Genomic DNA, 13102 nt, shown 5'->3' with positions numbered 1-13102 from the left:
AGTTTAATAGAGAAAGTATTTACTAGATATGGTTATCGCAAATTCAGTTAAAACCTCCACACCAAATTACGTAATTTCTGATATATCGTTATCAGATTTTGGTTGTAAAGAAATTAAAATTGCCGAAACGGAAATGCCTGGATTAATGGCACTTAGAGATAAATATCAATCTGAAAAGCCACTAAAAGGTGCAAAAATAGCTGGAAGTCTTCATATGACAATACAGACAGCAGTATTAATAGAAACTCTTGTCGATCTTGGTGCAGAAGTGAAATGGGCTTCTTGTAATATTTTTTCAACCCAAGATCATGCAGCTGCAGCTATTGCAGATCAAGGAATCTCAGTATACGCAAAAAAAGGTGAGACTCTTGATGAATATTGGCAATACACCCACTATATTCTTGATTGGGGTTCAGAATCTCCAAATATGATTCTTGATGATGGAGGCGACGCAACTGGATTATTGATACTTGGTAGTAAGGCAGAAAAAGATTTGTCTGTTTTAGATAAACCTAGTAATGAAGAAGAAATTGCTTTATTCAATTCTATTAAGTCTAAGCTTCAAACTGATAGTAGATTCTACTCAAGAATTAAGAGTAATATTATTGGTGTTACTGAAGAAACTACTACTGGAGTAGCAAGACTTTATCAACTACAAAAGCAAAGTGCTTTACCCTTCCCAGCTATTAACGTTAATGATTCAGTAACTAAAAGTAAATTTGATAATTTATATGGTTGCAGAGAATCCTTAGTTGATAGTATTAAGCGCGCGACAGATGTGATGATTGCCGGTAAAGTTGCTTTAGTAATGGGTTTTGGGGATGTAGGTAAAGGCTCAGCACAGTCATTAAGAGGACTTGGTGCAATTGTAAAAGTTGCTGAAGTAGATCCCATTTGCGCTCTACAAGCAGCAATGGAAGGTTTCAGCGTCGTTACGTTAGACGACGTTGTTGAAGATATAGATATATTTGTTACTGCTACTGGTAACTATCAGGTAATAACTCATGAAAATCTTGTCAAGATGAAGAATGAGGCCATTGTGTGTAATATTGGTCATTTCGATAATGAGATTGACGTAGCTTCATTAAAAAATTATTCATGGGAAAATATTAAGCCGCAGGTTGATCACATAACTTTACCTAGTGGAAACAAAATTATTCTTTTAGCTGAAGGTAGATTAGTCAACTTAGGCTGTGCGACTGGACATCCAAGTTTTGTTATGAGTAATTCTTTTACTAATCAAGTATTAGCTCAAATTGAACTTTTCAATAAGTCAGAGCAATATTCTAAAGAAGTTTATGTTTTACCAAAACATTTAGATGAAATGGTAGCTAGATTACATTTGGATAAAATTGGTGCGAAATTAACAAAATTAACCAAAGAACAGGCTGATTATATTAATGTCTCAGTTGAGGGACCTTATAAACCAGAACTTTATAGATATTAAATTTGAGTTTAATTTTTCTAAATTTTCTTACTTCAATTCCTGACTATATAAGTTTGGCGGTTGAAAAGAATTCAGCAATTGCATACCTTACTATTTGTTTGGCTATGTTTTTAGAAAATATAATTCCTCCAATCCCATCAGAAATAATAATGCCCTTAGGAGGCTTTTTCGTTTATCAACAAAAATTAAATTTCTATATTTTAGTTTTCTGGGGTTTATTTGGAACAATCCTAGGTGCATTGCCTTGGTATTACTTAGGTAGATTAGTAAATGAGAAAAGACTTTCCAATTTTCTAGATAAAAAAGGAAAATACTTAGGAATTTCTTCTAATGATTTAACTAAAAGTAAAAGGTGGTTTGAGAAATACGGGGTATCTTTAGTTTTTTGGGGCCGATTAGTTCCAGGTATAAGAACTTTAATTTCAGTTCCTGCTGGCATTGAACTTATGCCATTAAGAAAATTTTTGATTTGGACTACGTTTGGTAGCTTTATTTGGGTAGCACTTCTAACTTATGCAGGCTATTTATTTGGTGAAAATTATTCAATTATTGAAACTTATTTAAACCAAATCAAATATGTTGTGAAGCCAATTTTAATTTTAATTTTCTTGTATTTTTTTATAAAATTACTTATTAGATTTATACAAAGAAATAGAGCTTAAAAAGGAATTTCACTAGAATTATTGTTATTAGAATATTGGTTATTCTCAGATTCTTTTCGGGAGCTTAGTAAGTTTAATCTATCTACCCTAACAACTGGTTTGTATCTATCTTCTCCAGTATTTTTATCTTTCCAACTATCAATTTTAAAGCTTCCTGTGATTCCAATTAAAGATCCTTTCTTAACGTAATCTGCTGCTATTTGGGCTTGTTTGCCCCATATTTCTAAATTAAACCAGTCGGGCTCTTCGTCTCTGCTTCTTCGGTTAACAGCAAGTGTGAAATTCGCTACTATACTTCCTGATTCAAAATATCTGACATCTGGTTCTCTGCCAGCCCTACCCACTAGGTTAATTGTGTTAATTTCCATAATTTTTTTTTTTTTTAATACTACTCATATTTCAAGTTTGTGCTCAAAGTTTTGCGTGCTATTCATAACTAAACGATGGAATTGTGAGAGCTTAACAAAAAATAGATATATTATTTATAAAAAAGAATTCTTATTGTGATTTTTAACAGATTTAAATTTTCTAGAGACATTGGCATAGATTTGGGAACGGCCAATACTCTTATACATGTGTCAGGTAAGGGTGTTGTTTTACAAGAGCCTTCTGTGGTAGCTATGGATTTAGAAGAAGGGATTCCATTGGCTGTTGGTAAAGAAGCAAAGTTAATGCTTGGAAGAACACCTGGCAATATTAGAGCTGTAAGGCCACTACGAGATGGGGTTATCGCAGATTTTGATGCGGCAGAACAAATGATAAAAACATTTATTCAAAAATGTAATGAAGGCAAGGGTATAGTAGCCCCAAGAATAGTTATAGGTATTCCAAGTGGAGTGACCAGTGTTGAGCGAAGAGCAGTAAGAGAAGCTGGATTAGCAGGAGCTAGAGAAGTTCATTTAATTGATGAACCTGTTGCAGCAGCAATAGGAGCATCATTACCAGTAACTGAGCCAATTGGAACTATGATTGTTGATATTGGTGGTGGTACTACTGAGGTTGCAGTATTAAGTTTGGGTGGAACTGTATTAAGTGAATCTGTTCGAATAGCTGGCGACGAAATCAATGAATCAATTGCGCTATATCTTAAAAAAGTTCACAATTTAGTTGTTGGAGAACGAACTGCAGAAGATATTAAAATTAAAATTGGATCTGCATTTCCAGATGATGATTTTGATAAAACTACTTTAGAGGTTAGAGGTCTACATCTTTTATCTGGTCTACCTAGGTCAGTTACTTTGACATCAGGAGAAATCAGAGAAGCCATGGCTGATACACTTGGCAAAATAGTGGAAGCTGTAAAAAGAACTTTAGAGCGAACCCCCCCTGAACTTGCTGCAGATATTGTTGACAGGGGGATTATGCTTGCAGGAGGTGGAGCTTTAGTAAGAGGTATTAATGATTTATTGAGCGATGAAACGGGAATTTTTACTCACATAGCAGAAAACCCCCTACTTTGTGTAGTAAATGGTTGCGGAGAGGTTTTGGATGATTTTAAAAAACTGAAAAGAGTTGTTGATACTCCAGACTATATAAGGAACGCCATAAGAGATTAATATTATGTTAGATATCCGACGAATTTCTACTAGTCGTTGGTGGCATAAAAAGAAAAGTTGGGTTTTATTTGGAATTTTTGTATTTTTAGTTTTTGTAAGGATATCAAAGGGATCTTTTTATAAGGATATTTATTATTTTATTTCAAAGCCTTTTTGGCCGGGTCAATTTCAAAAAGAAATTATTCTTAAGAGCATAGACCAAGAATCTTTAATAACGTTAAATTTACTTAAAAAGGATAATTTAAGACTGCGGGAACTATTATCTCTTCAACAATCATCTAATAATGAAAATATTTCAGCGGCAGTTATTTCGAGAAAAACAGGAAGTTGGTGGAGACAAATAATATTAAATAAAGGTTCAAAAGATGGAGTGGAAATTGGCAGTACTGTTATTGGTCCGGGTGGATTATTAGGAAGAGTAAAAAATACTTCTTTATTTACTTCCTCGGTAACTTTAATAACATCTCCAGAAAGTAAGTTAGGCGTTTGGGTTGATAGAATTCAAATTAATGGTTTACTGGTCGGTTTAGGAGATGATTATCCTAGCTTAATACTTTATTCGAAAGATGCTGATCTAAAAGTCGGAGATTTCGTTTCATCTTCTCCTGCTAGCAGTTTATTACCTCCAAATATTCCTATTGGTATTGTTGAATCTATAGATAAGACACTTAAATCAAAAAAAACGGCAAAAATATCACTTTTTGCAAAACCGCAATTAATTGATTGGGTGCAAATTTTAAAAGTAAATATTTAATGAATAAATTTTTCAAAAAAAAATTATCAATAATATGCTTTATTTTTATCCCAATTATTTTTTTGTGGCACCCTAATTGGCTTGGATTTTTAGGTGTTCAACCATATTGGCCGTTATTTTGGTTATTGCCTTGGTCAATGATTCATGGATCAATAAATGGACTAATATTTGGTTTATTTTTAGGTCTAATTTTAGATTCTGTAACTTTAGATAGTAATTTTACTCAAATACCAGGTTTAATTTTATGTGGAATTTTATTTGGGAGAATTAAATTACATAGTGATATTTTATTGGGACATTTTAGGTATGGTCTAATTTGTTCTTTTGGAAGTTTTTTATGTGGCAGTCTTTATTTTTTACAAATTTTGTTTAAAAATTTTTCAGATAGTAATTTCCTACTTTTTCTCCCCAGTTTTCATAATATCTTAGCTGAAGTTTTTCTTACAGGTTTTTTTGCTCCTTTTATTTGCTCCCAACTTTTCAGAATGTTTAAAATTACAAGGAGAAAATTACAGTAATAAATTTTGCAAACTAGTATAAAGTGCTCAAAAAAATTTACATCTTAAAATTCTTAAATATATTCGGAATATATCTTTGAGGGTTCTTAATGTTATATTTTTAATTGTTAGAATATATATTCATTGCAAGAATTCTTTGCTTTGAAATATCTAGAAATCTTTTTTAACTATGTCAAAAGCAAGAATTTTAGTTGTTGATGATGAACCAGCAGTTTTGAAGGTATTAGTTACAAGGCTTCAACTAGCAGGATATCAAGTTCATTCAGCCACTAACGGTGAAGAAGCTATTGAGTCTTTTCACAGGGATTCCCCAGACCTAATAGTTCTTGATGTTATGCTTCCAAAAATGGATGGATTTGCTGTTTGCAGAAGAATTAGAGCTGAATCAGTAGTACCAATAATATTTTTAACTGCACTAGAGGCTATTTCAGAGAGAGTTGCCGGTTTAGATTTAGGGGCTGATGATTACTTATCTAAACCATTTAGTCCAAAAGAGTTAGAGGCTAGGATAGCTACTATTTTGAGAAGAATGGGTCCTAATGTATCGGTTACAGAAACTAAAGAGGTTCCATCTGGTAAAGGAGTTATGAAATTTGGCAGTTTAGTCGTTGATACTAATCGCAGACAAGTTTCTAGAGCAGGGGAAAGAATTAGCCTGACTTATACTGAATTTAGCCTCCTAGAATTATTATTCGACGAGCCTGGTAAAGTTGTGCCGCGAGCAGAAATTTTAGAACAGCTATGGGGTTATCCCCCTCGTAGAGCTGCAGATTTAAGAGTTGTTGATGTATATGTAGCTAGACTAAGGGGTAAATTGGAACCAGATCCAAGAAATCCAGAATTAATATTAACTGTAAGAGGGATTGGTTATGCATCTCAAAGAGTTGGTGAAACAGCAACATCTTTGGCAAGTTGAGCTATAGTCTGATAATTTTATTAAATAAAACAAACATATTAAGGTAAATTTTGTCTGAAATAAGAGAAGCACGCCTACAAAAAACTAACCTACTAGTTAGCAAAGGATTTACTTCTTACGCAGAGAGTTTTAGTGTTTCACATACTACAAATTTTCTTATTCAAAAATTTGATTATTTAGAAAATGGTCAAGAAGAAGATTTCAGTGTCTCTATTGCCGGGAGAGTTATGGCAAAAAGGGTAATGGGTAAAATTGCCTTTTTCAAAATAAGTGATCAAGAAGGTGAGATTCAGCTTTATCTAGATAAAAGGATTATTAATTGCAATTTAGAAAACCAAAAATTACTTTCTTTTGAAGATATTAAGGAAATAGTAGATATTGGTGATTGGATAGGCATCTACGGCACTATAAAAAAAACTAATAAAGGTGAGCTTTCAATTAAAGTTGAAAAATGGCAAATGTTATCCAAATCATTGCAGCCTTTACCGGATAAATGGCATGGATTGACTGATATTGAAAAAAGATATCGACAACGTTATTTAGATCTAATAGTGAATCCTCAATCTAAAAATGTATTTAAAACAAGAGCAAAATGTATAAGTTTTATAAGAAAATGGCTAGATAATAGAAATTTTTTAGAGATAGAAACTCCAATTCTGCAATCTGAAGCTGGTGGTGCTGAAGCAAGACCATTTATTACTCATCACAATACATTAGATATTCCGTTGTATCTAAGAATAGCTACAGAATTACATTTAAAAAGAATGGTTGTTGGAGGATTTGAGAAAGTTTATGAATTGGGAAGAATCTTTCGTAATGAGGGGATAAGTACAAAGCATAATCCAGAATTTACCTCAGTTGAAATTTATCAAGCTTTTTCTAACTATGTCGATATGATGAATTTAACAGAAGAACTGATCAAAGATATCGTAACTGATGCATGTGGGTCTCTAATTATAAAGTATCAAAATAATGAAATTAATTTTGCTAAACCTTGGTTAAGAATATCTATGAAAGATATTGTCAAAAAATATACAGGGCTTGATTTTGATTCTTTCAATGGAGACTTTCAAGAAGCAAAACAAGCCACTAAAAGTATCAATGTTGAATTTTCTAGCAAAGTGAATAGTATGGGAAGACTTTTAAATGAGGTATTCGAGCAAAAAGTAGAGTCAGAACTTATAGAACCTACTTTTGTTATGGATTATCCTGTTGAAATTTCCCCTTTAGCTAGACCTCATGATGCTAATAACGAAATGGTTCAGAGATTTGAATTATTCATTGTTGGTCGAGAGCTTGCAAATGCGTTTAGTGAGTTAATAGATCCAGTTGATCAAAGAGAAAGAATGCAATTACAGCAATCTCTTAGAGATCAAGGAGATCATGAGGCTCATTGTATAGATGAAGATTTTTTGAATGCTTTAGAGATTGGCATGCCTCCTACTGGAGGATTAGGCATAGGAATTGATAGACTTATTATGTTAATTACTAATAGTCCATCAATTAGAGATGTAATCCCTTTCCCATTGTTAAAACCAGAAATAACTTCCAATAAAAATGAAAAATTACCCTTGAATGAAGTAAAATAAATAAATTAATCCAATACGAAATTTTTTAAATGAGTGGTGAACGTGTTGGTTTCCGTTTCAAACATGCGGATGCAGTAGTAAAAAGAAATCCTCAAGGCCGATCTAGAAGAGGATGGGTTATTGAACCAGTAGAGCAAACTACAAGTAGAGGTACAAAAATGCCTGCTTACAAAATTCGCTGGAGAGATAGTGAGAGACCTGAAACTGTCCTACAGCATATGTTAATTGCAGATCCAGATCCTTCACCCCCTCCAAGTTCAGTAAGTCTAGATTGATAGTTTCAATAAGTCTTAATAAGATTTTATCTTTTTAGTGCAGAGTTGATTTCTTTTTTTATACTTTTTTGTTTTTCATCTTGTCGTTTGTCATGCAATTTTTTCCCTTTCCCTACCCCAATAGTTAGTTTTATCCATGAGCCTTTTAGATAAAGAGATAATGGAACAATAGTCATTCCTTTTTTTTCAGTATTGGATTTTAGTTTTATTATTTCTTTTTTATGTAGTAGTAACTTTCTATTTCTTAATGGATCATGATTAAAGAAAGACCCCACATTTTTGTGTGGTGAAATGTGAACATTTAATAATAAGATCTCACCATCTCTGAATGAACAGTACCCATCTCTTAAATTTGCTTTTCCGTTTCTAATGGACTTTACTTCAGTACCTAAAAGTTCAATTCCAGCTTCCATTGTCTCAGATATTGCATATTGAAATTTTGCATATTTATTCTCAGCTAGACGTTTAAAATTATTTTTTTTATTAGTATTTTTTTTAACTTTGTTTGAATTTTTTGCCATTTTAGTTGTAAAAAAATCTTTCTACTCAGAACAATTGCAATTAACCTTTCATTATGGCAATAATTTCTTCCAATATAGGTGATAATGATTTTTCTCTTCGTAAAAAAGAGCTTAGGCTAGTTGATTCAAAAATCATTCCAGAAGAAAAAAGAAAAAATAATCTGAACTTAGCTAGGCCTGCTACTTTAAAAGAATTTATTGGCCAAGAAAATCTTAAATCTTCTTTAAGAATAGCTATAGATGCTTCAATTTATAGAAAAGAACCTTTGGAGCATACTCTTTTATATGGACAGCCGGGTTTAGGTAAGACTACCCTAGCTTTTTTGATAGCCCATGAAATGAATACAAAATGTAGGATAGCTACTGCCCCCGCGATTGAAAGACCTAGAGATATTGTAGGTTTACTCCTTGGATTAAAAGAAGGTGAAGTTTTATTTATCGATGAAATACATCGCTTAAATAGATTAACTGAAGAGTTGTTATATTCTGCAATGGAGGATTTTAGACTAGATTTAACTATGGGAGCTAATAGAGGAGCACGTTGCAGAACAATTAATCTTCCCAGGTTCACTCTGATTGGTGCGACAACTAAATTAGCCTCAATTAGTGCCCCTCTAAGAGATAGATTTGGTATATCTCAAAAAATTGAATTTTATACATATGAAGAATTAAAAAAAATAATTTTTAATTTTTCCCGATTAATAAACCTTAAGTTAAATGATGAGGCATCCTATAAATTAGCAAAGATATCTCGAGGGACTCCAAGAATTGCTTTGAGATTATTAAGACGAGTCAGAGATTATGCTCAAGTTGTTAAAAAAAGTAATGTTATCTCAGTGAATTTAATAAACAAGGCTTTAAATTCTTACCAAATTGATGCAAAAGGATTGGATTCTTTAGATAGACAATATTTATCTTTTCTAAACCAAAACAATAATATTCCAACTGGCCTAGACTCAATAGCATCTGGGTTGGGTGATGATTCTTCAATGTTAGAATTTGTAGTTGAGCCATATCTAATCCAAATTGGTTTTCTTACAAGAACTCCTAGAGGGAGATTGCTTACTGCTTTAGGGAAAAAATACATTGATTCAAAAAATGATAACTTTTAAAAAAGTTAAGGTTTGTTTTTTATTAATTTTTGTTTTTGTCAATATTTTTTATATTGCACCATGCTTCTCATTATCTTTGAGAGAGGATTTGTTTAAAAATGCATTAGATTTAAGTTCAGGCGGAAAATTTAATCTCGCTTTACAAGAATGGAATCAATATCTCGATTCTTATCCTGATGATGCAGCAGCTTTTAGTAATAGAGGAAATATAAGACTTGTGATAGGAGATGTAGAAGGATCAATAGATGATCAAAATAAAGCAATAATTTTAAATCCTTATGAAATAGATCCTTACATTAATAGAGGTATAGCAGAGGAAGCATTGGGCCTATGGTCGGAAGCGAAAAAAGATTATATGTTTGTTATTTCGCAGGATAGTGAGAATTTCTCTGCATTGTATAATTTGGCTAATGTTGAAGGTTCTACATCACAATGGGACAAAGCAAGAGATTTATTTTCAAAAGCTGCTACATATAATCCTGGATTTGCTATGGCAAGGTCAAGTATGGCTTTAGCAGATTTCCAGTTGGGAAATATTGATGAATCTGAAAAAGAATTAAAAAAATTAATTAGACGTTATCCAACATTTGCAGATGCTAGGGCAGCTTTAACAGCCTTGAATTGGTACAAGGGTGAATCTGGAAAAGCAGAAAGTAATTGGATAGCAGTAACTGAATTAGATCCTAGGTATAGTGATGAGGAATGGTTAAAAAAAATAAGAAGATGGCCTCCAAAACCAATTAAAGATTTAATGAACTTTATCGATTTAAAATAAGTAATGAATAGAGATCAGTTTTTAAAAAAAATTGATTCGTTTAATGATGAATTAATTAATTTAAGAAGACATATCCATGCACATCCAGAATTAAGTGGACTAGAAAATCAAACTTCGATTTTGATAAGTGGTTATTTAAGAAATATTGGTTGGAATGTCAGAGAATCTATAGGCAGGACTGGAGTTATAGCCGATTTTGGGCCATTAGATAAGGGCATTATAGGTTTAAGAGTGGATATGGATGCTTTGCCAATATTTGAGGAAACTAAATTAAGTTTTTCTTCAAAAGTAGATGGTGTGATGCATGCGTGTGGTCACGATTTGCATATATCAATTGGATTGGGGGTAGCAAAAATTATTAAGGATTTAAAACTTAATTTAGGCACTAGGATAATTTTTCAGCCAGCTGAGGAAATTGCGAGTGGAGCTAGATGGATGATTAAGGACGGTGCTACTGATGGTTTAACCCATATTTTAGGGGTTCATGTCTACCCAAATTTATCTGTAGGCACTATTGGGATTAAAGAGGGTAGTTTAACTGCAGCCGCTGGAGAACTCAAGGTAGAGATTAAAGGGAAATCAGGCCATGGAGCTCGACCTCATGAAGGAGTTGATGCTATTTGGGTGGCATCTAAAGTGATTTCAGGAATTCAAGAATCAATAACAAGGAAGTTAGATCCTTTGGATCCTGTAGTAATAACTTTTGGCAAAATAAATGGTGGCAATGCATTTAACGTTCTTGCAGAAAAAGTTAATTTAATTGGTACGGTTAGATGTACTAACCTTAAATTATTTAAGAATATTGGTAATTGGCTCAATGAAAATATCTCTTCTTTAGCTAAAAGTTGCGGAGCTGAAGCAAAAGTATTATTCAGAGAAATCACTCCACCAGTTAATAATAATTATGAAATTAATAGAGTCCTTAGAGATTCCGGAATTCATGTTTTGGGTCAAGAAAATGTTATCGAATTACAAAAACCATCGTTAGGTGCTGAAGATTTCGCTGAGTTCTTGAATGAGATCCCTGGTTCAATGTTTAGGCTTGGTGTTTCTAGCTCAAGTGGATGCGCTCCACTACATAGTTCCAAATTTGATCCAGATGAAAGAGCTATTGCTGTTGGAATTAAAGTGATAACAGAATCCATAGTAAAATTAAACAATGAAATAATTAATACAGTTGATAAATGAAAATTAATAAAAGAATTATTTTGTCTTTGGTAGCACCTTTCATGATCCTAATGTCTGCTACTGGCTTGATATTAAGAGACAATTCTAGGAAAATTTTTTATTTGCCTATTGGTTTAATGGGAATTTCAATTCTTTTGGAGAAAGAATTAAGAAGAAGATTGGATAGGGAAAATATTTTAAAAAAGATAAAGTCTTATCAAAAAATCAAATAAAATTATTTTATTTATTTTACGCAATATGTGATGACTATTTTTTAGAAAAGAGCTATTAATAAGATTAATACTAGGGGTGCTAAGAAATTTAACTTAGCTGAGATCATACCCTTTGAACCTGAATCATTAATCCTGATGCAGGGAAGTGGAACTTTGATCAAACTTTAGTGATAAAACTTTTAAGAATTTATAAATTATGAGAAGTTCCTGGATTAAGCCTCGCCTAGGCAAAGACAATGTAACTCAGATCAACTTTGCGAGAAACGGATATATCACTGAAGAAATGGATTTTGTTGCTAAAAATGAGAATCTACCTCCTTCTTTAATAATGGAAGAAGTAGCAAGAGGAAGATTAATCATTCCAGCTAATATTAATCATTTGAATCTTGAACCCATGTCTATAGGTATTGCTTCTAGATGCAAAGTTAACGCAAATATTGGTGCTTCTCCTAATGCAAGTGATATCAATGAAGAAGTAGAGAAACTCAAACTAGCCGTTAAATATGGGGCTGATACGGTTATGGATCTTTCTACAGGAGGAGTAAATTTAGATGAAGTGCGGCAAGCAATTATTAACGCATCTCCTGTTCCCATAGGAACTGTTCCTGTATATCAGGCTTTAGAAAGTGTACATGGCTCAATAGATAGACTAACTGAAGACGATTTTCTTCATATTATTGAAAAGCATTGCCAGCAGGGCGTAGATTATCAAACTATTCATGCTGGATTATTAATAGAGCATTTGCCAAAAGTCAAAGGAAGAATCACTGGAATTGTAAGTAGAGGGGGTGGTATTTTAGCTCAATGGATGTTACATCATTTCAAACAAAATCCTCTCTATACAAGGTTTGATGATATCTGTGAGATTTTCAAGAAATATGATTGTACTTTTTCTCTAGGAGATTCTCTAAGACCTGGATGTTTACACGATGCTTCTGATGATGCTCAGCTAGCGGAATTGAAGACCTTAGGCGAGCTTACTCGAAGAGCATGGGAACATAATGTTCAAGTAATGGTTGAGGGTCCTGGTCATGTACCTATGGACCAAATTGAGTTTAATGTGAGAAAGCAAATGGAAGAATGTTCAGAAGCCCCTTTTTATGTACTTGGTCCACTAGTAACAGATATATCTCCTGGTTATGACCATATATCAAGTGCTATTGGAGCGGCGATGGCAGGGTGGTATGGGACTTCTATGTTATGTTATGTAACTCCAAAAGAACATCTAGGTCTACCAAATGCAGAAGATGTACGCGAAGGATTAATTGCTTATAAGATCGCTGCTCATGCTGCTGATATAGCAAGACATCGAGCTGGAGCTCGTGATAGAGATGACGAACTTAGTCATGCAAGGTATAACTTTGATTGGAATAAACAATTCGAACTTTCATTAGATCCAGAAAGAGCAAAGCAATACCACGATGAGACACTACCTGATGAAATCTTTAAAAAAGCTGAATTTTGTTCAATGTGTGGACCTAAACATTGCCCGATGAATTCAAAAATTTCTGATGAATCTCTTGATCAGCTAAAAGATAAACTTGAAGAATGTAATTCTTCAGTTTAATTATCAATGA

15 protein-coding genes are annotated in these 13102 nt (G+C 33.0%); 13 read left to right on the top strand and 2 right to left on the bottom strand.

Annotated features, from left to right (window positions below; translation table 11 throughout):
• Positions 1-28 precede the first annotated feature (28 nt).
• Together ahcY and EU96_RS05810 are read left to right on the top strand one after the other, a co-directional pair.
• Positions 29-1447, top strand: a complete 1419-nt coding sequence (gene ahcY / locus EU96_RS05805; RefSeq protein WP_032526353.1) for an adenosylhomocysteinase — start codon at positions 29-31, stop codon at positions 1445-1447.
• Positions 1448-1449: 2 nt separating this feature from the next.
• Positions 1450-2109: a DedA family protein gene (locus EU96_RS05810; RefSeq protein WP_032526351.1), complete on the top strand. Its 660-nt coding sequence runs from the start codon at positions 1450-1452 to the stop codon at positions 2107-2109.
• Here the strand turns inward: EU96_RS05810 and EU96_RS05815 are convergent.
• On the bottom strand, positions 2106-2477 hold the full coding sequence (locus tag EU96_RS05815) for a single-stranded DNA-binding protein (RefSeq protein WP_032526350.1): 372 nt from the start codon (positions 2475-2477) through the stop codon (positions 2106-2108). The two genes, EU96_RS05810 and EU96_RS05815, sit on opposite strands and share 4 nt — an antisense overlap.
• 135 nt (positions 2478-2612) lie before the next feature.
• On the opposite strand from EU96_RS05815, the gene EU96_RS05820 reads away from it, so the two are divergent.
• The 6 genes from EU96_RS05820 to EU96_RS05845 all read left to right on the top strand — a co-directional run bounded on the left by EU96_RS05820 (position 2613) and on the right by EU96_RS05845 (position 7717).
• Complete coding sequence (locus EU96_RS05820) at positions 2613-3665, top strand: rod shape-determining protein (protein ID WP_032526349.1); 1053 nt, start codon at positions 2613-2615, stop codon at positions 3663-3665.
• Between the two features lie 4 nt (positions 3666-3669).
• On the top strand, positions 3670-4419 hold the full coding sequence (gene mreC / locus EU96_RS05825) for a rod shape-determining protein MreC (protein WP_032526347.1): 750 nt from the start codon (positions 3670-3672) through the stop codon (positions 4417-4419).
• Positions 4419-4937: a hypothetical protein gene (locus EU96_RS05830; RefSeq protein ID WP_032526465.1), complete on the top strand. Its 519-nt coding sequence runs from the start codon at positions 4419-4421 to the stop codon at positions 4935-4937. The genes mreC and EU96_RS05830 overlap by 1 nt, the downstream gene beginning before the upstream one ends.
• A 169-nt stretch (positions 4938-5106) precedes the next feature.
• Positions 5107-5853, top strand: coding sequence for a response regulator transcription factor RpaB (gene rpaB / locus EU96_RS05835; protein ID WP_032526346.1), 747 nt, complete (start codon positions 5107-5109; stop codon positions 5851-5853).
• 50 nt (positions 5854-5903) lie between these two features.
• Positions 5904-7442: a lysine--tRNA ligase gene (lysS, locus tag EU96_RS05840; RefSeq protein ID WP_032526345.1), complete on the top strand. Its 1539-nt coding sequence runs from the start codon at positions 5904-5906 to the stop codon at positions 7440-7442.
• Between the two features lie 29 nt (positions 7443-7471).
• Positions 7472-7717: a hypothetical protein gene (locus tag EU96_RS05845; RefSeq protein ID WP_002805793.1), complete on the top strand. Its 246-nt coding sequence runs from the start codon at positions 7472-7474 to the stop codon at positions 7715-7717.
• Between the two features lie 26 nt (positions 7718-7743).
• On the opposite strand, the gene smpB is transcribed toward EU96_RS05845, so the two are convergent.
• Positions 7744-8238 (bottom strand): SsrA-binding protein SmpB, encoded by a 495-nt coding sequence (smpB, locus tag EU96_RS05850; protein WP_032526344.1) that lies wholly within the window; start codon positions 8236-8238, stop codon positions 7744-7746.
• A gap of 53 nt (positions 8239-8291) precedes the next feature.
• On the opposite strand from smpB, the gene ruvB reads away from it, so the two are divergent.
• The 5 genes from ruvB to thiC all read left to right on the top strand — a co-directional run bounded on the left by ruvB (position 8292) and on the right by thiC (position 13092).
• The gene (gene ruvB, locus EU96_RS05855) at positions 8292-9350 is read left to right on the top strand and encodes a Holliday junction branch migration DNA helicase RuvB (RefSeq protein WP_032526343.1); all 1059 of its coding nucleotides are present in this window, start codon (positions 8292-8294) and stop codon (positions 9348-9350) included.
• On the top strand, positions 9337-10125 hold the full coding sequence (locus EU96_RS05860; RefSeq protein ID WP_032526464.1) for a tetratricopeptide repeat protein: 789 nt from the start codon (positions 9337-9339) through the stop codon (positions 10123-10125). Before ruvB ends, EU96_RS05860 begins: the two co-directional genes overlap by 14 nt.
• A 3-nt stretch (positions 10126-10128) precedes the next feature.
• Positions 10129-11313, top strand: coding sequence for an amidohydrolase (locus tag EU96_RS05865; protein WP_032526341.1), 1185 nt, complete (start codon positions 10129-10131; stop codon positions 11311-11313).
• Entirely contained in the window at positions 11310-11525 is a 216-nt protein-coding gene (locus EU96_RS05870) for a DUF3188 domain-containing protein (RefSeq protein WP_032526340.1), read from the top strand. The genes EU96_RS05865 and EU96_RS05870 overlap by 4 nt, the downstream gene beginning before the upstream one ends.
• 196 nt (positions 11526-11721) lie before the next feature.
• Complete coding sequence (thiC, locus tag EU96_RS05875) at positions 11722-13092, top strand: phosphomethylpyrimidine synthase ThiC (protein WP_032526339.1); 1371 nt, start codon at positions 11722-11724, stop codon at positions 13090-13092.
• The last annotated feature ends 10 nt before the right edge of the window (positions 13093-13102 follow it).

The organism is Prochlorococcus marinus str. MIT 9302, assembly GCF_000759975.1.
Classification (GTDB): domain Bacteria; phylum Cyanobacteriota; class Cyanobacteriia; order PCC-6307; family Cyanobiaceae; genus Prochlorococcus_A; species Prochlorococcus_A marinus_M.
This window is presented reverse-complemented; position numbering and strand designations above follow the sequence as displayed.

Coding starts and splice junctions, on each gene's coding strand:
- EU96_RS05830 (WP_032526465.1), top strand. CDS start 4,419: ATGAATAAATTTTTCAAAAAAAAATTATCAATAATATGCTTTATTTTT.
- rpaB (WP_032526346.1), top strand. CDS start 5,107: ATGTCAAAAGCAAGAATTTTAGTTGTTGATGATGAACCAGCAGTTTTG.
- EU96_RS05815 (WP_032526350.1), bottom strand. CDS start 2,477: ATGGAAATTAACACAATTAACCTAGTGGGTAGGGCTGGCAGAGAACCA.
- mreC (WP_032526347.1), top strand. CDS start 3,670: ATGTTAGATATCCGACGAATTTCTACTAGTCGTTGGTGGCATAAAAAG.
- EU96_RS05845 (WP_002805793.1), top strand. CDS start 7,472: ATGAGTGGTGAACGTGTTGGTTTCCGTTTCAAACATGCGGATGCAGTA.
- thiC (WP_032526339.1), top strand. CDS start 11,722: ATGAGAAGTTCCTGGATTAAGCCTCGCCTAGGCAAAGACAATGTAACT.
- ahcY (WP_032526353.1), top strand. CDS start 29: ATGGTTATCGCAAATTCAGTTAAAACCTCCACACCAAATTACGTAATT.
- EU96_RS05870 (WP_032526340.1), top strand. CDS start 11,310: ATGAAAATTAATAAAAGAATTATTTTGTCTTTGGTAGCACCTTTCATG.
- EU96_RS05860 (WP_032526464.1), top strand. CDS start 9,337: ATGATAACTTTTAAAAAAGTTAAGGTTTGTTTTTTATTAATTTTTGTT.
- EU96_RS05865 (WP_032526341.1), top strand. CDS start 10,129: ATGAATAGAGATCAGTTTTTAAAAAAAATTGATTCGTTTAATGATGAA.
- smpB (WP_032526344.1), bottom strand. CDS start 8,238: ATGGCAAAAAATTCAAACAAAGTTAAAAAAAATACTAATAAAAAAAAT.
- ruvB (WP_032526343.1), top strand. CDS start 8,292: ATGGCAATAATTTCTTCCAATATAGGTGATAATGATTTTTCTCTTCGT.